At 30.3% G+C, this 20,090-nt stretch carries 17 protein-coding genes; 15 read left to right on the top strand and 2 right to left on the bottom strand.

The features are described from left to right. Nucleotides 1-45: 45 nt before the first annotated feature. A complete protein-coding gene (locus BUA92_RS22355; RefSeq protein ID WP_073022834.1) occupies nt 46-591 on the bottom strand; it encodes a glutathione peroxidase in 546 nt (181 codons plus the stop codon). A gap of 161 nt (nt 592-752) precedes the next feature. Between BUA92_RS22355 and BUA92_RS22350 the strand changes: the two genes are divergently transcribed. From BUA92_RS22350 to BUA92_RS22295, 12 genes are all read left to right on the top strand, one after another. Further along, nucleotides 753-1,190: a MarR family winged helix-turn-helix transcriptional regulator gene (locus BUA92_RS22350; RefSeq protein ID WP_021804135.1), complete on the top strand. Its 438-nt coding sequence runs from the start codon at nt 753-755 to the stop codon at nt 1,188-1,190. Nucleotides 1,191-1,202: 12 nt separating this feature from the next. Beyond that, nucleotides 1,203-2,576 carry a metallophosphoesterase gene (locus tag BUA92_RS22345; protein WP_073022833.1) on the top strand — a complete coding sequence of 458 codons (1,374 nt, stop codon included), beginning with the start codon at nt 1,203-1,205 and terminating at the stop codon, nt 2,574-2,576. Between the two features lie 128 nt (nt 2,577-2,704). Beyond that, nucleotides 2,705-5,374, top strand: coding sequence for a sigma-54-dependent transcriptional regulator (locus tag BUA92_RS22340; protein WP_073022832.1), 2,670 nt, complete (start codon nt 2,705-2,707; stop codon nt 5,372-5,374). Nucleotides 5,375-5,522: 148 nt separating this feature from the next. Continuing rightward, the gene (locus tag BUA92_RS22335) at nt 5,523-5,849 is read left to right on the top strand and encodes a PTS sugar transporter subunit IIA (protein WP_021804138.1); all 327 of its coding nucleotides are present in this window, start codon (nt 5,523-5,525) and stop codon (nt 5,847-5,849) included. 62 nt (nt 5,850-5,911) lie between these two features. Continuing rightward, complete coding sequence (locus BUA92_RS22330) at nt 5,912-6,532, top strand: bifunctional 4-hydroxy-2-oxoglutarate aldolase/2-dehydro-3-deoxy-phosphogluconate aldolase (RefSeq protein ID WP_073022831.1); 621 nt, start codon at nt 5,912-5,914, stop codon at nt 6,530-6,532. 23 nt (nt 6,533-6,555) lie between these two features. Continuing rightward, nucleotides 6,556-7,557 carry a sugar kinase gene (locus BUA92_RS22325; RefSeq protein ID WP_073022830.1) on the top strand — a complete coding sequence of 334 codons (1,002 nt, stop codon included), beginning with the start codon at nt 6,556-6,558 and terminating at the stop codon, nt 7,555-7,557. Nucleotides 7,558-7,568: 11 nt separating this feature from the next. Then, a complete protein-coding gene (ilvD, locus tag BUA92_RS22320) occupies nt 7,569-9,281 on the top strand; it encodes a dihydroxy-acid dehydratase (protein WP_073022829.1) in 1,713 nt (570 codons plus the stop codon). 33 nt (nt 9,282-9,314) lie between these two features. Beyond that, a complete protein-coding gene (gene celB, locus BUA92_RS22315; RefSeq protein WP_073022828.1) occupies nt 9,315-10,643 on the top strand; it encodes a PTS cellobiose transporter subunit IIC in 1,329 nt (442 codons plus the stop codon). 83 nt (nt 10,644-10,726) lie between these two features. Continuing rightward, on the top strand, nt 10,727-11,767 hold the full coding sequence (uxuA, locus tag BUA92_RS22310; protein ID WP_073022827.1) for a mannonate dehydratase: 1,041 nt from the start codon (nt 10,727-10,729) through the stop codon (nt 11,765-11,767). 20 nt (nt 11,768-11,787) lie between these two features. Then, the gene (locus tag BUA92_RS22305; RefSeq protein ID WP_073022826.1) at nt 11,788-13,227 is read left to right on the top strand and encodes a glycoside hydrolase family 1 protein; all 1,440 of its coding nucleotides are present in this window, start codon (nt 11,788-11,790) and stop codon (nt 13,225-13,227) included. Between the two features lie 33 nt (nt 13,228-13,260). Next, nucleotides 13,261-13,563: a PTS sugar transporter subunit IIB gene (locus tag BUA92_RS22300; RefSeq protein ID WP_021804145.1), complete on the top strand. Its 303-nt coding sequence runs from the start codon at nt 13,261-13,263 to the stop codon at nt 13,561-13,563. A gap of 114 nt (nt 13,564-13,677) precedes the next feature. Next, nucleotides 13,678-14,916, top strand: a complete 1,239-nt coding sequence (locus BUA92_RS22295; RefSeq protein WP_073022825.1) for an MFS transporter — start codon at nt 13,678-13,680, stop codon at nt 14,914-14,916. Between the two features lie 61 nt (nt 14,917-14,977). On the opposite strand, the gene BUA92_RS22290 is transcribed toward BUA92_RS22295, so the two are convergent. Next, nucleotides 14,978-17,641 carry a sigma-54-dependent transcriptional regulator gene (locus BUA92_RS22290; RefSeq protein ID WP_073022824.1) on the bottom strand — a complete coding sequence of 888 codons (2,664 nt, stop codon included), beginning with the start codon at nt 17,639-17,641 and terminating at the stop codon, nt 14,978-14,980. A 442-nt stretch (nt 17,642-18,083) separates the two neighbouring features. Between BUA92_RS22290 and BUA92_RS22285 the strand changes: the two genes are divergently transcribed. The 3 genes from BUA92_RS22285 to BUA92_RS22275 form a co-directional block, all read left to right on the top strand. Continuing rightward, on the top strand, nt 18,084-18,404 hold the full coding sequence (locus tag BUA92_RS22285) for a PTS sugar transporter subunit IIA (RefSeq protein ID WP_073022326.1): 321 nt from the start codon (nt 18,084-18,086) through the stop codon (nt 18,402-18,404). 31 nt (nt 18,405-18,435) lie between these two features. After that, nucleotides 18,436-18,747, top strand: coding sequence for a PTS sugar transporter subunit IIB (locus tag BUA92_RS22280; RefSeq protein ID WP_073022325.1), 312 nt, complete (start codon nt 18,436-18,438; stop codon nt 18,745-18,747). An 84-nt stretch (nt 18,748-18,831) separates the two neighbouring features. Continuing rightward, nucleotides 18,832-20,090 (top strand): PTS sugar transporter subunit IIC (locus BUA92_RS22275; RefSeq protein ID WP_073022324.1); only part of this gene is annotated, 1,259 nt, incomplete at its 3' end.

The following is a 20,090-nucleotide window of genomic DNA, read 5'->3' as shown; positions in this document are numbered from 1 at the left end:
AGATACTGTGAATGAAATAAATTTATTCACAGTATCTTTTTTGGTTTATTTAGCAGCAGTAATATAGGGCTCTATATCTAATGGTTCAAATGTAGACTCAAATCTTTTAACAATTTGACCATCTTTACCTATAAGAAACTTTGTAAAATTCCATTTAATAGAATCACCTAATAAAGACTCAGGGAATTTTTCTTTTAAGAAAGTATGTAGAAGTTTTCCTGAAGGTGTAGTTGTATCCAGCCCTTCGAATTTAGTATTTTCTTTAAGGTATGTAAATAATGGATGTGCTGAAGGTCCATTTACATCAACCTTTTCTGTTATTGTGAAATTAACTCCATAATTAATTTCACAGAAGTTTTTTATTTCACTAGAATTTCCAGGTTCTTGTTCTCCAAATTGATTACAAGGGAATCCTATAATTTCAAAGTCATCATTTTTAAATTTTTGATATAATACCTCTAAATCTTTATACTGAGGCGTGAATCCACATTTACTTGCAGTGTTAACTATAAGTAGGTTTTTACCCTTGAATTCGCTTAAAGACTTTTCTTTTCCATCGATTGTTTCAAAACTAAAATCATAAATTGACAAAATTATCATCTCCTAATTTATATTGCATAAGATTATTATATCACAAATTTAATTGTATGCAATTAAATTGAGAATATATTATAATTATATTAACAAATTAGTATTTATACATTATAATAGGAGTATAATAATCGGGAGGTTTTGACAGGAGGTGACCACTTATGAATAATGATTTTTTAAAATTAGAAAACCAATTATGTTTTTCTGTATATGCTACATCGAGGGCCATTACAAAGTTATATCGTCCTTTTTTAAATGAATTAGGAATCACATATCCTCAATATTTAGTAATGTTAGTGCTTTGGGAGAAGGAAAATATAACATTAAAAGATCTTGGAAATAAACTATATTTAGATTCAGGAACTCTTACTCCACTACTTAAAAGGTTAGAAAGTATAGGATATATAAAAAGGGAAAGATCTACAGAAGATGAGAGATTACTTTGTGTATCAATAACCGATAAGGGAAATGAACTTAAAGAAAAGGCTCTAAACATACCTAAATGTATTGTAGAATGTTTAGATTATGATCCAATGCTTTTATTTAAGTTAAAGAAAGAAATTGATTCTCTTCTTTCTAATATAAATAAAGAAGATTAAGCGAGGAAATGAATGAACATCAAAAATAGAATTTTCATCATTTTTGTAATACTTAGTAGTTTTTTAATTTCTTGTGGAGCAAATAAAAATGTTGATACTAAAGAAGTACTTATAACAGGAAAGATAGAACCTAAAATTAAGTCTGGAGAAGATATCACATTTTATGTTGCTACTGACATACATTACTTATCTAAAAGCTTAACTGATGGAGGAGAAGCTTTTCAAAACTTTATAGATAGCGGAGATGGAAAGCAACTTAAGTATATAGATGAGATAACAGATGCTTTTATAAATGATATTAAGAAAAATCGTCCACAAGTTCTTATTATAAGTGGGGATTTAACTAATAATGGGGAAAAGAAAAGTCATGAAGATTTAGCAAAAAAATTAAAAGTAGTAGAGGATTCAGGTACCTCAGTTTATGTTATACCTGGAAATCATGATATATTAAATCCCTGGGCAAGAGAGTTTAAAGAAGATAAACAGTTAAAAACTGACTATATAAGTGATAAGGACTTTGAGGATATTTATGGAGAATATGGTTATAAAGAAGCTATATCTAGAGATAAAAATACTTTAAGTTACTTGTCTGCTCCATCTGAAGATGTTTGGCTGTTAATGTTGGATACTTGTCAGTATAAGGATAATGAAAAAAATAAGAAACCACAAACTGATGGTAGGATAACAGATGAAACTTATAAGTGGATAGAAGAGTGTAGGAAGCTTGCAAAAGATAATGATGCTGAATTAGTAACAGTTATGCATCATAATTTAATGGATCATAGTGAGGTAGTAAAGGATGGATTTACTCTTAATGATAATCAAAAAGCTATCAATAACTTTTTGAATAATGAAATTAAATTTACTTTAAGTGGGCATATTCATGTGCAAGACATAAGCTCTTATAAAAATCCAGAGTCTTCTAAAAAGATATATGATATAACCACGGGAGCTCTAAGCGTATATCCTCAGAAATATGGTGTCTTAAAATATGCAAGCCCAAATAAAGAATTTGATTATAGTACTGAGTGGGTTAATGTTGAAGACTGGGCTAAAGAAAATAAAAATACCGATACTAATTTATTGAGTTTTAAAGAATATTCTAAAAAAGCTTTTGGAGATAAGGCAGCAGATATGGCATATATAAATTTAGCAGATGTTAAGGGATACTCCATAGAGCAAATAAATCTTATGAGTGAAACATTTAAAGAGCTTAATTTAAAATACTTTGAAGGAACAGAAAACATAGACAATGAAAGTATATTAAATTCAGAGGGATATAAATTATGGCAAACTAATCCTCCAGGATTTTTAGCTAAATATATTCAATCGATATCTAGCGATAAGGACACAGATGACAATAACCTTCATATTGACAATAAGTAATTGAAGAAGCATAATAAAACTAAAATAATACCTCTATGAGTATATAGTATCATAGGGGTATATTAATTACTTTTATGATAAGGTTAACATATAAACTTACTACTATAATCCATGGTGGAGGGGATAGTATGCGAAGAATAGATAGTGTTTTTGAAAAGTTTAAGGAGCTTTATGAGGGTAATGGTATAAGTGCTATAGAGGTGGCTAATGCACTAGGGCTTGATAGGGCAAACGTAAGTAGCGATTTAAATAAGTTATCTGAAGAAGGTAAGATAATTAAAATTAAAGGAAAACCAGTACTCTTTACTATGGAAGGGATAGATTATAAGGAAGAATCTACAATAGATAAATTTGCATCAAAAAATTCAAGTTTATATTCTCCTATAGAGCAGGCAAAAGCGGCAGTATTATATCCGCCTAAAGGAATGAATATATTAATTTTGGGAGAAACAGGTGTAGGAAAGTCCATGTTTGCTAACTTAATTTATAAGTATGCAAAAGAAATGGGAAGAATGGATGAAAATTCAGAACTTATAACATTTAACTGTGCAGACTACTCAAATAATCCTCAGCTGCTTATAAGTCAAATATTTGGATCTAAAAAAGGTGCATATACTGGTGCAGACAGTGATAAAGAGGGACTTATAGAAAAAGCAGATGGAGGAGTTTTGTTTTTAGATGAGGTTCATCGACTACCTCCAGAGGGACAAGAAATGTTTTTTACCTTTATAGATAAGGGAACCTTTAGAAGATTAGGTGAAACTGATTTAGAGAGAAACGCTAATGTATTAATTATTTGTGCAACTACAGAAAATCCTGAATCTATGCTTTTAAACACATTTACAAGAAGAATTCCAATGATTATTCGTATACCTAGCCTTAAAGAAAGAAGTTTAGAAGAAAGATTTAATCTTATATGCCAATTTTTTAGGGAAGAGTCCTCTAGACTTGATAGGGATATAAAGGTATCAGTAAATGCAATGAAGGCATTTTCAAGTTATAATTGTCCAAATAATGTAGGGCAATTAAAAACAGACGTACAGCTAGCTTGTGCTAAGGCTTATGCGGATTTTGTTTCTAAAAAGAAAAAGATTTTAAGGATTAATACTATAGATTTGCCTGTTTATATTAGGCAAGGATTATATACTGCAATAGAGCATAGGCAACTTTGGAATAAGCTTGTAGGTATAAATAGTAGATACTGCATATTTAATAACGATAAAGAAGATGTATTATTTCAAGAGTATGAAAATGATGAAAACATATATGATATGTTAGATTTAAGAATACATGAACTAAAAAGCAGGGGGATATCCACTGAAGAGCTTGATAAGGAAATGAGCAAAGATATAGAAGATTATTTTAATAACTATATTTATAATGTTAATAAAAAAAGAGATATATCTAATCTTGAAAGTATAATAGATGAAGAGATAATTAACTTAGTTCAAGAGATTGTTGCATATTGTGAAGATAGACTAAATAAAAGTTTAAGTGAGAAAATATATTATGGATTAGCTGTTCATATAGCTAATTCAATAGAAAGAATTAAAAAGAATCAAAAAATAATAAATCCTCAATTAAACAAAATAAGAACAGAATATAAAAATGAATTCAATATTGCATTAAATTGTTTGAAAATAATAGATAGAATTTTAGATATATCAATGCCTATTGATGAAGCTGCATTTTTAGCTATGTTTTTAGTTTATGATGATAGAAATATTGATGAAGAAAAAGATGAAGTTAAGGTAATAGTTGTTGCTCATGGAGCAGCTACTGCAACTTCTATGGCTGATGCAACTAACAAGCTTTTAGGAACTAATTATGCAATAGGTATAAATGCACCCATAGAAGAAAAACCACAAAAAGTTATAAATAGAATTAAGGATTTTATAATTCAATCAAAAATCAAGTCGGATATATTATTTTTAGTTGATATGGGTTCACTTACAACTTTTGGTGAAGAATTAGAAGAGGAGCTAGGGATAAAAACTAAAACTTTACCTTTAGTTAGTACACTACATGTTATTGAAGCTACTAGAAAAGCCATGATAGGATATTCTTTAGAAGAAGTTTATGAGGAAACTCTAAAAGTAAATACTATTTTAGAAGATGAGTCTCAAAAAATAAAAGAATTATCTGAGAAAATAGATAAATTGGCTATAGTGACTGTTTGTACTACCGGAGAAGGTGGAGCACTTATGGTTAAAAATTTCCTAGAGCAAAATCTTCATTTTGATAAATCTCTAATAGAAGTAATAGCTGTTATGTTTGAAGGCAAGAAAAACATATTAAGAAAAATTAAAGAAGTATCTAAGGATTATAGAATTATATGTATAATAAGTCCTTTTGAATTAGACACACCTATATTACAATATGGTTTAGATAAGGTAATGAGCTCAGAAGTTATAGAAATTCTTCAAAAAGAAATTGATATTGAAACTACTTATATAAAAATGGGGCATACATTACAAAATCAACTTACTAATATTAATGGATTTGAAGTTTTAAATGATATTAAAAGTTTTAATAATACTATTATAGAATCTTTAAGGCTAAAGATATCTACGAATATATTAATCGGAGAAACCTTTCATGTAGCTTGCATGATAGATAGGCTAAAGTCAGGTGGAAGTACAAGACCTTTTAAAGATAAAGAAATATATATAGAAAAAAATGAAGAATTTTTTAGAACAATTAAAAATGTGACTGCAATGTTAAACACTAAATATTCTATAAAAATATCAGATGATGATATTTGCCGTATAGTAAGTTTTTTAAATGAGCATAATTAAAATATAAAAAAGTGATTATATATGATAATAAAACATAAGTTTTGTTTCTATATAGTCACTTTTTTATCTGTGTTGGCATCATAGTTGCTATATAATATTACGTAAATAAAATAACACAAATAATATAAAGTAGGAGAGGATGACATAGATGGACTACCAAGATATAATATTTCAAATCATTGTAAATGGCGGAGATGCAAAAAGCTATGCAATGCAAGCCATAAAACAAGCAAAAGCAGGGAGCATAGATGAAGCTAAGAAATCTCTTAAAAGTTGTTCAGAATCTTTAGAGAAGGCTCATAATATGCAAACTGGATTAATTCAGGAAGAAGCCGCAGGAAACGCTCAAGAAGTTACACTTCTTATGGTTCATGCACAAGATCACTTTATGAATGCTATGACAGTTAGGGATTTAGCACAAGAATTTATAGACATGTATGAGAGTATAGCAGATATTAAAAAGCTACTAAAGTAAAAGTGTGTTGATATAAAACACAGATTAGATATAAGTAACACACATATAAAGGAGGTGAGCTTTTGGAAGAGAAAAGTAAGGTGTTAGATAATATATTAGCAGGAAAGTTAGTTGCAGTAGTTAGAGGAAAAGATAAAGAAGAAGGTAGCAAGATTATTGATGCCTGTAGGGAAGCAAAACTTTCTTTAATAGAGATTACTTATACTAATAAGGATGCTTCAGAACTTATAAAGAAATATAGCATGGATGAAAAATTATGCGTTGGAGCAGGAACTGTTGTTAATGTTGAGACTGCTAAAAATGCAATTGAAAGTGGAGCAAAGTTTATAGTTGGACCAAATTTTGATGAGGACTTAGCGATATATTGCAATGAAAATGAAATTTTATATATACCAGGCTGTTTAACTCCTACTGAAATTATTAGGGCACAAAAATATAGTTGTAAAATTGTAAAACTTTTTCCAGGAGAACTAGTTGGACCTAAATATATAAAAGCAATAAAGGCACCTATTCCAGATATGAAAATAATGGTTACAGGAGGTGTTGATAAAGAAAACATTAAGCAGTGGCTAGAAAACGGAGCGGAAGCTCTAGGGATAGGAAGTCTATTAACTAAAGATACAGATTTACAACATGATGCTATAGTATGTAATGCTAAAGAGTTTTTAGAAAAAGTTAAGTAACAAAATTGTAATGAGGTGAAAAGATGGATAAGTTTCTAGCCTTTGGAGAAATATTAATAAGATTTACTCCTAAAGAGAATAATACATATTTTAACGGCAATATCATGGAGTATTATTATGGTGGCTCAGAAGCAAATATAGTGACTATGCTCTCAGGTTTAGGTATAGATTCCTACATACTTTCAGCTATTCCAGATAACGATTTATGTAAGGCTGTTGAAGGATACTTTAAAGGTATGGGAGTTAATACCGAAAAGGTTATAAAAAAAGGTGAAAAGATGGGTATGTACTTCTCAGAGAGAGGTACTGGCATCAGAGCAAGTTCAGTTATATACGACAGAAAGAACTCAAGCTTTTCTCAGCTAGAGAAAAAAGATATAGATTTTAATTCAATTCTTGAAGGGATAACTTGGTTTCATTTTAGTGGAATAACAGCTGCTGTTAGTGAAAATGTAAGAGAAGTCTTGAAAGAGTTAATATGTGAAGCTAAAGCAAGAGGAATTACCATCTCCATGGATTTAAATTATAGATCTAAGATGTGGGGAGTAAAAGAGGCTAAGGATTTCCTAAGTGAAATTGCTCCAAATGTAGATATTTGTTTTGGGATAGAACCTATTAAAGCATCAGAAAATGATTATGATTTATTTAGCAGAGAAAAATCAAGTATTCAAGATATTGAAGAAAGAATGAAAGCCATCAAGGAATTATACGACTTTAAATATATATTTCATACTGAAAGAGAAAATGACACTCAAGATAATAATAGCTATCATGCATATGCTTATTCAGATAAACTTTACGACTCTATTACACTTAAAACTAGGATGATAGAGAGAATAGGAAGTGGAGATGCTTTTGTAGCTGGGATTATATACTCACTTATGAAAAAGTATTCATTACAAGAAGCTATAAACTTTGGTGTTGGCGCAGCTACATTAAAGTGCACAATAAAAGGCGACCAAATGCATGTATCAGAAGAAAATATAAAAAGTATAGCTGATATGAAGATAGAAATTAATAGATAGAGGGGATTTTAATGTTAAAATCACAAGAAATAAGATTAGGGGCACCAGAAATGGACTCTTTAAGATTAGGAATGGGCTGGAAAAAGAACGATTTATCTAAAACACAGATTTTAATAGAGAGCACCTTTGGAAAGAGCCATCCGGGAAGTGTCCATTTAAATAAGTTAGTAGAAGTAGCTATAAAAAAGCTAACTACACTAAATGCTTCTCCATCAGATTATTATGGAACTGATATATGTGATGGGCAAGCTCAAGGACATGATGGAATGAATTATTCTTTAGTGTCTAGAGAAATAATAGCTAACTTAATTGAAATACACTATGGAGCTACACCCTTTGATGGAGGATTATTTATATCAAGTTGTGACAAGGGGCTGCCAGCACATTTAGTTGCTATAGCTAGACTCAATATACCAGCAGTGGTTATGCCAGGTGGTGTAATGGGAGCAGGTCCAGAATTACTTACTTTAAATCAAATTGGTACTTATAGTGCCATGGAAAAAAGAGGAGAAATAAGTAAGGAAAAATATGATTTTTATAAAGAAAATGCTTGCCCAGGATGTGGAGCTTGCTCATTTATGGGAACTGCAGCTACAATGCAAACTTTAGCTGAAGCATTAGGTTTAACTTTGCCTGGTGCAGCATTATTACCAGGAAGTTCAAAGGTCTTAGAAGAATATACTAAAAAGTCTTCTGAAGCTGTATTAAATTTGATTGAAAAAGGAATTACTGCTAAGGATATATTGACCAGAGAGGCTTTTGAAAATGCAATTATAATACATTCTGCTATTGGAGGATCAACAAATGCTATGCTCCATATACCAGCTATAGCTAAACAATTAGGAATAGAAATTACTGCTGAAGATTTTGATAAAATCCATAGAAATATACCATTTATACTAAATGTAAGACCAAGTGGACATTGGCCAGCAGAATATATATATCATAGTGGAGGAATTCCCTTTATTATGAGTAAGCTTAAGAAATATCTTAATTTAAACGTTATGACTGTTACCGGGGAAACCTTGGGAGAAAATTTAGAAAAATTTAATTCACAAGTTTCTTATGAGGAGATCACTCAAACTAAAAAGAATTTTGATAAAGATAGTGTTATATATCCAATAGATAAGCCACTATATGAAGGCGGTTCAGTTTCAGTATTAAAAGGAAATATTGCACCAGAGGGTTGTGTTATAAAACACTCAGCAATACCTAAAACTATGTGGAATGTAACACTTAAGTCAAGAGTTTTTAATTGTGAGGAAGATGCTTTTAAAGCGGTAATAGAAAAATCAATTAAACCAGGCGATGCTGTAATAATAAGATATGAAGGACCAAGAGGAAGTGGAATGCCTGAAATGTTCTATACAACTGAGGCAATAGCTTCAGATGAGGAATTAAATTCATCAGTAGCACTTATAACAGATGGAAGGTTTTCAGGAGCTACAAGAGGACCTGCAATAGGGCATGTATCTCCAGAAGCAGCCAGTAAAGGTCCAATAAGCATCGTTGAAGATGGAGATTTAATAGAAATTGATATAGAGAACAGGACAATAAATATAGTTGGGACAGAAGACGGTAAACTTTCATTGGATGAAATCGATAAGATTATATCTGATAGGTTAAAACATTTAAAAGATTATGAACCAAGATTTAAAAGTGGAGTATTAGGTCTTTATACGGCTAATGCAACTTCGGGAATTAAAGGTGGTACTATTTATTAATTAATATAAAACAAATTTTTAGGAGGAATTATAATGGGAAACAAATTTATCGATTTTTTAGAAAGAAAAATAATGCCTAAGGCTGCTAAAATAGCAGGACAAAGGCACATAAGAGCATTACGTGATGGTTTAGCTATAACAATGCCTCTTATTATAATAGGATCTATATTCATGATTTTAGGAAATGTTCCTATAGCAGGCTATAATGACTTTATAAATGGCATATTTGGAGATGGATTTGCAGCAAAAATATTATATCCAGTTCGTGTTACTTTTGACATAGTAGCAATACTTTCTGTATTCTCAGTTTCTTATCAGATAGCTAAAGATAAGGATGTTGATGGAGTATCAGCAGGAGCAGTAGCTTTAGCATCATTTTTACTTCTTATTCCAGTATTAACTGTAAACAGCAAACTAGCTGATGGTTCAACTTTAAACTTGGGTAGAGTTTGGCAAACTACAAACTTAGGTGCAGGTGGACTAATAGTTGCAATATTTACTGCAATTATTTCTACTGAAATATTTATATATGTAATCAAGAAAAACTGGGTTATTAAAATGCCAGAATCAGTACCTCCAGCAGTATCAAAGTCTTTCGCAGCAATTACACCAGGTCTTATAATTATAACTTTATTCTTCTTCATCCGTTTAGGATTTGAAGCAACTACTTATGGTAATGTATTTAACTTTATAACAAAATTTGTTGGTTCACCTTTATCTAAAGTAGGTTTATCTTTTGGTGGAATGATAGCTACAATATTCCTATATATGTTCTTCTGGTCATTAGGTATACATGGTACTCGTGTTGTTTTCGGAGTTATGGATTCAGTTTTACTTCCAGCTATGGATCAAAACAGATTAGCATTAGAAGCAGGGCAAGCACTTCCTAACATAGTAACAAAACAATTCTACGATAACTTTGTTAACATAGGAGGTTGTGGAGCTGCTATAGGTCTTGTAATAGCTATATTTATAGTAGGTAAATCTCAACAGTTAAAGACACTAAGCAGATTAGCAATAGCACCAGCAATATTCAACATATCTGAACCAATAATATTTGGTGTTCCAATAGTTATGAACCCAATAATGATGATACCATTTGTATTATCAAACTTATCAATAGGTATATTAACTTATGCAGCTATGGCGTTTAACTTAGTAAGTAAGCCAGCAGGATTAGCGATTCCGTGGACAGTTCCAGCACCTATATCAGGATTCTTAGCTACAAATGGAGATTTTAGAGCAGTAATTTTACAAGTAATTGCAATTGCTTTATCTGTATTAATATATCTACCATTCGTTAAGGTTTGGGATAAGCAAAAGGTTGAAGAAGAGAACATGCTAATAGAGGCAGAAGCTTAAAAATAAAAAAAATATTATGGCTAATCATATATAAGATTAGCCATAATAAAAAAATAATACCATATAAAGAAGGAGGCATAAGCATGAAGATGACATTTAGATGGTATGGAGAAGATGATCCAGTAACTCTTAAGAATATAAGGCAAATACCAAACGTAAAAGGGATAGTTAGTGCACTTTACAATATACCAGTTGGAGAAGTATGGCCAATAAATAAAATAAAAGAGTTAAAAGAATTGGTAGAAAAAGATGGATTAACACTTGAAGTAATAGAAAGTGTTCCAGTTCATGAAGATATAAAACTAGGTTTACAATCTAGAGAAAAGTATATAGAAAATTATAAAGAAACTATTAAAAACCTATCTAAGTGTGGAATAAAGGTCATATGCTACAATTTTATGCCTGTTTTCGATTGGACAAGAAGCCAATTAGATAAAGAATTAGAAGATAGATCTACAACTCTAGTTTATTATAAGGAACAGGTTGATAAACTTAATCCTTTAGATGGAGGACTATCTTTACCAGGATGGGATTCATCTTATAAAATAGAAGATTTAAGGGCGTTATTTGACGAGTATTCTAAAATATCTCAAGAGGATCTTTGGAGTAATTTGGAGTATTTTTTAAAACAGATAATACCTGTAGCAGAACAATGCGACATTAAAATGGCTATACACCCGGATGATCCACCATGGCCTATATTTGGTCTTCCTAGGATAATAACAGGAAAAGAAAGTTTAGAAAGATTAGTTAGTATTTACGATAGTCCTAGTAATGGATTAACTGTATGTACTGGTTCTCTAGGATGTTCAAGTAAAAATGATGTTGTTGATATAATAGACGAGTTTTCTAAAAGAGGAAAAATTCATTTTATGCATATAAGAAATGTGAAACTTCTTGATGATGGAAGCTTTGAGGAGTCTGCACATTATTCAAAATGTGGTTCTTTAGATATAGTAGATATAGTAAAAACCTTACACAATAATGGTTTCACTGGATATATTAGACCCGATCATGGAAGAATGATATGGGGAGAAACAGGAAAGCCAGGTTATGGATTATATGATAGAGCTCTTGGCGCAATGTATTTAACTGGAATATGGGAAACACTAGATAAGCAATAATAATCATAGGAGGAGAAAAAATGAGTAAGAGACAATATAAATTACCAGACAATTTTTATATTGGAGCAGCAGCTTCAGCTTGGCAAACAGAAGGTTGGGATGGAAAAGAAGAAGGTCAAGATTCTTATATGGATCTTTGGTATAAATCGACTCCCGAACTATGGCATAACGGATATGGTACTACTGTAGCAACAGATTTTTATAATAGGTATAAAGAAGACGTTCAATTAATGAAAAAAGCAGGATTACATTCCTATAGAACGTCCATAGATTGGTCAAGATTCATAATTAATTATGAAACTGCAGAGGTAAGTGAAGTAGCAGCAGAATATTATGATAATCTTATAGATGAATTAATTGCAAATGGAATAGAACCTATGTTATGTTTAGAGCATTATGAACTTCCAGCAGAATTATTCACAAAGTATGGTGGATGGGGTTCTAAACATGTTGTAGATTTATATATTAAGTATGTTGAAGAAGCTTTTAAGAGATATTCTCATAAGGTTAAACAATGGTATACTTTTAATGAGCCTATAGTAGTTCAAACAAGAGTATTTTTAGATAGCATAAGATATCCATTTAAACAAGATACTCAAACAGCTATGCAATGGAATTACAATAAGATTTTGGCAACAGCAAAGGCTGTTAAGGTATATAAAGAAGGTGGATATAATAAAGATGGAGGAAAAATTGGAGTTATATTAAATCCAGATGTTTGTTATCCAAGATCAACAGCAAAACATGATGTTGAAGCAGCTGAAAAATTTGATTTATTCTTCAATAGGATTTTCTTAGATCCATCTATAAAAGGGGAAATCCCAGCAGAACTTTTTGAAATATTAAAAGAACATAACTGCTGTTTTGAATATACAGAAGAAGAGTTACAAATAATTAAGGACAATACAATAGATATTCTTGGGGTTAATTTATATGCTCCTACAAGAGTAAAGGCTAAAAATTTAGCTTGGAATTCAAATACACCATTCCACCCAGAGTATTTTTATGATAAACATGAACTTCAAGGAAGAAAGATGAATCCATTTAGAGGATGGGAGATATATCCTAAACTTATGTATGATTTCGCAATGAGAGTGAAAAATGAATATGGCAATATTGAATGGTTCATTGCTGAAAATGGTATGGGTGTAGAAAATGAGCATAAGTATAAAAATGAAGAAGGAATAATTCAAGACGACTATAGAATTGAATTTATATCTGATCATTTAAGATGGCTAATAAAAGGAATAGAAGAAGGTTCTAATTGTACAGGATATATGCTTTGGGCATTTACCGATAATGTATCTCCACAAAATGCTTTTAAAAATAGGTATGGCCTAGTGGAAATAAATTTAGAAGATAACAGAAATAGAAATATGAAAAAATCAGGTTATTGGTACAAAGAACTATCTGAAAAAAGAACATTTGAGTTTGATGATTTTAATTTTGAATACAAATAAATTTAATAATAAATAAATTATGAGGTGATATAAATGAATATTTTATTAATCTGTTCAGCAGGAATGTCAACAAGTTTATTAGTAACTAAAATGGAAAAGGCGGCAAAAGAAAAAGGAATAGATGCAACTATATGGGCAGTATCAACTGATTCTGTAGATAGAAATCTTCCTAAAGCTGATGTTGCATTAATAGGACCACAAATTAGATTCCAATTAGATGTTATGAAGGAAAAAGGAGCTAAATTAGGTGTGCCTGTTGAGGTTATAGATTCAGTAGATTATGGAATGTGTAATGGACCTAAGGTATTAGAAAAAGCCTTAAAAATGAAAAAATAAAAAGCAATCTTCTTAGTATAAGAGATGGTTTTCATATTTAGAAAACCATCTTCTTTTTTATATATTTATAATGAATATATACGGTAAACTTATACTAGGAGGAATTTTATACTTATGGATAAAAAAGCAGTATCGAGTAACAAGAGATTATGGACAAAAGATTTAATATTAATATTATCAATAAATTTTTTTTCAAGCGTAATAATGAACATGTTAAATTCAACTATGCCTCTTTATGTAGCGCATATAGGGGGGAGTAAGTCTAGTGTAGGATTACTTACTGGTATATTTTCTTTGTCTGCATTATTGTTCCGTCCTTTATTTGGAAACATAATAGATAATAAAAGCAGAAAGTTAGTTTTACTTATTGGCGTCAGTATACTTTCTTTCGTATCTCTATCTTATACATTAATTTCATCAGTAGTACTCTTATTGTTTTTAAGAATAATACATGGTATTGGTTTGAGTGCTCAAAGTACGGCAATTGGTACAGTTATTTCAGATATAGTTCCTAAATCTAGACTGAGTCAAGGAGTTGGATTAAGTGGAACTGCAGCAACAATAGCTACTGCTGTTGGACCATCATTAGGATTATATCTAATAGGTAATTTTAATTATAATATATTTTTTTATGGAGCAACTTTATTCGGAATTTTAGCTATAGCTTTTTCTTTATTTCTTAACTATGAAAAGAAAGATAGTAATGTAAAAGAAATAAGAGATAAGAAAGATAATGTTGAGGGTGGGAAAAAGAAGCTAGACCTATTTGAAAGCAGTGCAATACCAGCATCTATAGTAGCATTTTTTATTTTGTTTACGATTTCTAGTTTATTTACCTTCCTACCATCTTATGCAAAAGAAAAAAACATAGAGAATATAGGTTTATTTTTCACAGTATATGCTGTTTCCTTCTTAGTTGGAAGGACTATCGCAGATAGATTAACACATAAACTTGGATTAAATAAAATCATAATATTTGGTTTAAGCACAGTAATTGTTTCATTTATAATATTAGCATTTTCATCTAATCTTTTGACAATATTATTTGTGGGAGCTATATATGGATTAGGGTATAGTGCAGCACAACCATCACTTAACTCCATAGCTGTATCAAATTGTTCTCCAGATCGTAGAGGTGCTGCTAATGCAACCTTTTTCTCAGCTATGGACATAGGATTTTTTATAGGCGCAACTATTTGGGGGATTTTGATTGAAAAAGGAAGCTTTTCACATGTGTATATAGGATCAGCTATATGTATAGGGCTCGCTTTGTTATCATACATATTTTTAATAGTAAAACCTTCTAAAGAAAAGAGAGTGTGTGAAAGATATAAGACTATGGAAAGTATGTAGAAAGTATAAAAACTCCTACTATATTAAAGAGTAATTAATATAGTAGGAGTTTTTTATTATATTACTTTTCTAAGAAGAAATTAGTTATATAACACATTTCATTATCTGGTATTTCAATAGAATACTTTTCTTGGAGGAACATAAGGTTTTCATATATCTTATCGTAAGAATTTTTATTTTCTCTTATGAACTCCTCTTTTTCAGGATACTCAATAGAGTTATCCCCTTTTATTAATCTACTTATCATAAATGCTAAATGAAGAATTATTCCAACTAAGCTTTCTTCCTTAAGTTTTATTGATAAGCTAACTTGGAGTTTTTCTAATAATGTAAGAATATCATTATATAGTTCACTACCTTCTAGATTATCTACATTTTCTTTAATTATTAAAGGCATTTTTAATAAGGTAGTTTTAATATCAACATTTTCTTGAAGTTCATTCATTACCTTCATATTTATAACATCATACATACTGTATTGTTTTATATCTAGATCAACAGGAAGGGATGATACTATAAATAGAATTTCCTTTTCTTCTTGGATTTTAAGTAATTTTTGTTTGAAATAATTTCTGTCTAAACAGTTAAGTGGTATTATTTCAAATACATCTTTATCATATCTAAGATTTTTATTTAAAAAACTTTTAAGAGCTATAGAGCCACCTTCACCAGTTAAACATGCAGTTATTATTGCTATTTTATTTAGATTTGTTTTAACCGGTTCTTTAGATCTATCTACCTCAAAATATTGATTTACTGACAATACTTCCTTATAAATATCGTTTAGTGAAAATCCTAAAAGCGCCTTTCTTGCAGCTTCTAAAACATGTAGTGTAGATACTAACGGTATTACCTTTGTAGAAACGTCAAACTCTTTAGTTATAGCCTCTGAAAATGTAGTTAGTGATCCCATATCTACAAGAAGTAAGTATTCTTTTAAAGAATTTGAATCTTTATCTTTCTTCACAACTTCTTTAAGTTCTTCTAAAACTTTAAATGGGCTTATGTCTAGTGGTGCATTAATACCTATAACATGATTTTCACCTAAAAGTTTATTAGCTACATTGGCCATTGAGGTAGCAGTAGAATCTCCATGAGCAATTAATATTATTCCAACTTTATTATCCTTATTTGTAAATGTGTCTTCTGGTAATAAGAATATTGCTAAGTAGCCAGCCTCATCTTCTGTTATATCATGATGTATATGTTTTTCTATTATTTTTTTAGCATTAAGGGCAATTTCAAACTCTTTAGGATATAGTTCTTTTATTTTAGATAATTCAGGATTAGTTATTGTTTTATTTGTATTAACCCTTTTTATTAATGTATTTATATGCAAGGCTAAGGCTGTTGAAATATTGTTATTAAATTTTATCTTAGATGCTTTTACAATATAATATAAAACCTTATCGATACAATCTAAGGTATCTTCATCTATAATGGTTAGTAAACTTTTTCTGTTTATTTCTTCAGAGATTCCAACGATGTGTTTTTGAAAGTGTTTTGTTATATCTTTTTCAAGTATATTCTCTATGGCTATATTAGATATACCTTGAGATTTTAGTTTTTCAAGTTTTTGTTCTATTATCTGGTAAATGCTATTATCGTCGTTATTAAATTCTTCTTCTTCATCAGATACTTGATAGGAGAATTTAAAAAATTCTATTTCAAGTCCAGCTAGCTTATTCCATAGAACTCTATGATCTATTTCTTTATATAATCCTTCTTTAATAAAAGGAGGGAGACTTCCGCTATTTATTCTTACATCATGCCTTATATTTGTTAAAAATTCAGAGTAAGCTTTAGCACAAATTAATTGGATATCACTTTTAAGTTGGCCTATATTATTAGGGCAATCATAGGATAATAAAGCTCGTACTGTGTTTAAGGAAACATAAATATCTCTATTTAATTTTATGCTTTCTTGTTTAAAAAACTGTTTAACTAAGTTTAAACGTTCTTCTAGTGATCTCTCGCTAAGGGATGGAATTCTTATAATCATGGGAATTCTTCTAGTAAAAGTTTTCAATAATGCTGATTGAGGGTCTTCAGTTGTAGCAGATATTATAAGAACATCAGATTTCCTTATTTCATAATCTCCCATTCTTCTAAAGGTGCCTGTATCTAAAAATGTAAATAGAGCTTCTTGACCTTCAGGGGGAAGCCTGTGAATTTCATCTAGAAATAATACTCCTCCGTTGGCTTTCTCCATTAAACCTTCTTTATCTGCCTCTGCTCCTGTATAAGTACCTTTTTTTACACCAAACAATTGAGAGGTAAGAAGCTGAGGATTGTTACTATAATCAGCGCAGTTGAAAACAATAAACTGAGAGTTAGGTTCTTTAACTCCCATTTCAACAGCATATTCATACATTAGTGAAGCAATCATAGATTTACCTACGCCAGTATCCCCTAATAACAAAGAAGGAATTCCCTTAGGCGGATATAATATAGCTGCCTTGACTTGCTCAATAGCTTGTTTCAAGCTTATATTATTTTTAATGAGTAAGTCCAATTTGCTAACAGAAGTTTTTGTGGAAAGTGGAAAAAATAAAACGGGTCTCCCGGAAGATTTATGTATTTTACCTTCCTTATATAGTGAATTAAGTTCATGACTAACATTTGCTCTAGACATATTAAGTATAGAAGATAATGTTCCTGCATCTATGCCTTCACCTTCACTAACTTCTAATAACTTATTAAATATAAGCTCTCGTTTATTCAAATCAAAGACCTCCTTGAAAACAATATAATTAATATATATTATACACCATAAAAATACACAGTACTATATAGAGTTTGAAAAATAAACACTATATAGAAAAATGTAAAAAATTAAACAGTTTAATAAAAATTTCTATTAAGTAAAAGTATACATTAAGATTTTTATTAAAAATTTAGGGGAAAATATATTTACGAATAAAAAAATATTAAACACTAATAATAAATAAATAAACACTAATTACAAAATTATGATTATGTGTCAAAACAATTAAACACTAAGAAATAAAAATCTAAACTCTAAGCAGAAAATCATAATCTATTCAAACACTACACACTTATCTTTTGTGAAAACGATATATTATGCGTTATTTAGTGTTTTGGCACGAAACTTGCTAATATAAAAAGTATAAAGATAAGGTGTTTAAAAATACGGAGGTAATAAAATGAGTGAGTTAGAACAGGTAATAATGAATATAATAATAAACTCAGGAGATGCTAAGGGATATTCCTATGAAGCTCTAAACGCAGTAAATGAAGGAAACTATGAAGAGGCAGACCAATTAATCGACAAAGCAAACGAAGCATTAGAAGTAGCACACAATGCTCAAACAGATTTATTACAAAAGGAAGCAGCAGGAGAAAAAACAGAAGTGTCAGTACTGTTTGTACATGCACAAGACCACTTAATGACAACTATAACAGAAAAGAATCTTATAGAACAAATTATGGAACTAAGAAAAATAGTTAATAAACTAGTTAAATAGTTAAGTATAGATATTTAAGGAGGAAAAAAAGATGATAAAGATCAGATTATTTTGTGCAGCAGGAATGTCAACAAGTGTATTAGTAGCAAAAATGCAAGAGGCAGCTAAAGCTAAGGGAGTAGAAGCTGATATAGAAGCTTTCCCAGAATCAACTATGGGTAAGAAATTAGAAGAAGGAATAGATGTAGCTTTACTTGGACCACAAGTTAGATATAAATTACCAGCAGCTAAAAAGCTTTGCTCTGCAAAAGGAGTTCCAGTAGATGTAATCAACTCAGTTGATTATGGAATGATGAAAGGTGACAAAGTTTTAGATTTCGCTTTAAAATTATTAGGAAAATAATCAATAAGGTATTAAGTTCTGCTATAAATATTAGAACTATTTATAGCAGAAAATACATAAATAAAAACTAGGAGGACTTATTTTATGTCAGAAACACGTAGTGAAAAGTTGATAAACATAGTAATGAAGTTTGTTGAACTTAAAGGAATAGTAGCATTAAAAGACGGAATTATTTACACATTACCAATGTCATTAATTGGGTCAATATTTTTATTACTTGCTCAAATCCCATATCAACCATTTAATGATTGGATGGCAGGAATATTTGGAGCAGGATGGACAGAACCATTATTCCAAGTTTATAATTCAACAATGTCAATTATGGCTGTAGTAGCTGTAATCGGTATAGCATACATGTATGCTAAAAACGAAGGACATGAACCTTTAGGAGCAGGAATTATAGCATTTGCAGTATTTTTAATAACATTAAATCAATACACAACAACTAAAGGTGGAGAAGTTGTATCAGGAGTTATTCCAAGAACATGGCTTGGCGGACAAGGTATGGTAGCTTCAATAATCATAGGATTATTAGTTGGAGCAATTTATTCTTGGTTCTTAACCAAAAAGATTACTATAAAGATGCCAGCTGGAGTACCACAAGGGGTATCTAACCAATTCTCAGCACTTATACCTGGACTTGTTATAATAACAGGAACAATGTTTATATTTATGTTCTTTAAATATGCATTAAACACAACAATGATAGACTTTATATTTAAAGTATTACAAACACCATTACAAGGATTTACAGATTCTTTAATAGGATTAATTATAACAACTGCACTAGTACCATTCTTCTGGTGGTTTGGTGTTCATGGAAACAATATAGTTAACGGTGTTATGCAAGGTATGCAAATTGCAAACAGACTTGAAAACCAAGCAATTATAGATGCAGGTAAAAAACTTACATTAGAAAATGGTGGACACATAGTTACAGACCAATTTATGGCTAGCTTTGTAACAGTTGGAGGATCAGGATTAACTTTAGGTCTTGCAATACTAATGATTTGGTTCTCTAAATCTGACCAAAACAAAGCATTAGGTGGATTATCTATAGGGCCTGGAATATTCAACATAAATGAACCGATAATATTTGGTTTCCCAATGGTTATGAACCCATTAATGTTCTTACCATTCGTATTAGCACCAACAATTTCAGCAGTAGTAGCATATTTTGCTATGAGAATAGGATTAGTTCCACTATTTACAGGTGTAACTGTTCCTTGGACTACACCACCAGTAATCGGAGGATTAATAATGGGTGGATGGAGAATGGCTTTACTTCAAGTAGTATGTATAACTATATCTGTATTAGTATACTTCCCATTCTTCAAGAAAGT

The sequence above is a fragment of the Clostridium intestinale DSM 6191 genome (assembly GCF_900130055.1).
Classification (GTDB): Bacteria; Bacillota; Clostridia; order Clostridiales; family Clostridiaceae; genus Clostridium_T; species Clostridium_T intestinale.
This window is presented reverse-complemented; position numbering and strand designations above follow the sequence as displayed.

What these genes read in the sequence shown, in the direction of transcription:
- BUA92_RS22335 (WP_021804138.1), top strand. Translation starts at nt 5,523, where the DNA reads ATGGACTACCAAGATATAATATTTCAAATCATTGTAAATGGCGGAGAT.
- BUA92_RS22340 (WP_073022832.1), top strand. Translation starts at nt 2,705, where the DNA reads ATGCGAAGAATAGATAGTGTTTTTGAAAAGTTTAAGGAGCTTTATGAG.
- BUA92_RS22295 (WP_073022825.1), top strand. Translation starts at nt 13,678, where the DNA reads ATGGATAAAAAAGCAGTATCGAGTAACAAGAGATTATGGACAAAAGAT.
- celB (WP_073022828.1), top strand. Translation starts at nt 9,315, where the DNA reads ATGGGAAACAAATTTATCGATTTTTTAGAAAGAAAAATAATGCCTAAG.
- BUA92_RS22325 (WP_073022830.1), top strand. Translation starts at nt 6,556, where the DNA reads ATGGATAAGTTTCTAGCCTTTGGAGAAATATTAATAAGATTTACTCCT.
- BUA92_RS22280 (WP_073022325.1), top strand. Translation starts at nt 18,436, where the DNA reads ATGATAAAGATCAGATTATTTTGTGCAGCAGGAATGTCAACAAGTGTA.
- BUA92_RS22300 (WP_021804145.1), top strand. Translation starts at nt 13,261, where the DNA reads ATGAATATTTTATTAATCTGTTCAGCAGGAATGTCAACAAGTTTATTA.
- uxuA (WP_073022827.1), top strand. Translation starts at nt 10,727, where the DNA reads ATGAAGATGACATTTAGATGGTATGGAGAAGATGATCCAGTAACTCTT.
- BUA92_RS22350 (WP_021804135.1), top strand. Translation starts at nt 753, where the DNA reads ATGAATAATGATTTTTTAAAATTAGAAAACCAATTATGTTTTTCTGTA.
- ilvD (WP_073022829.1), top strand. Translation starts at nt 7,569, where the DNA reads ATGTTAAAATCACAAGAAATAAGATTAGGGGCACCAGAAATGGACTCT.
- BUA92_RS22345 (WP_073022833.1), top strand. Translation starts at nt 1,203, where the DNA reads ATGAACATCAAAAATAGAATTTTCATCATTTTTGTAATACTTAGTAGT.
- BUA92_RS22285 (WP_073022326.1), top strand. Translation starts at nt 18,084, where the DNA reads ATGAGTGAGTTAGAACAGGTAATAATGAATATAATAATAAACTCAGGA.
- BUA92_RS22305 (WP_073022826.1), top strand. Translation starts at nt 11,788, where the DNA reads ATGAGTAAGAGACAATATAAATTACCAGACAATTTTTATATTGGAGCA.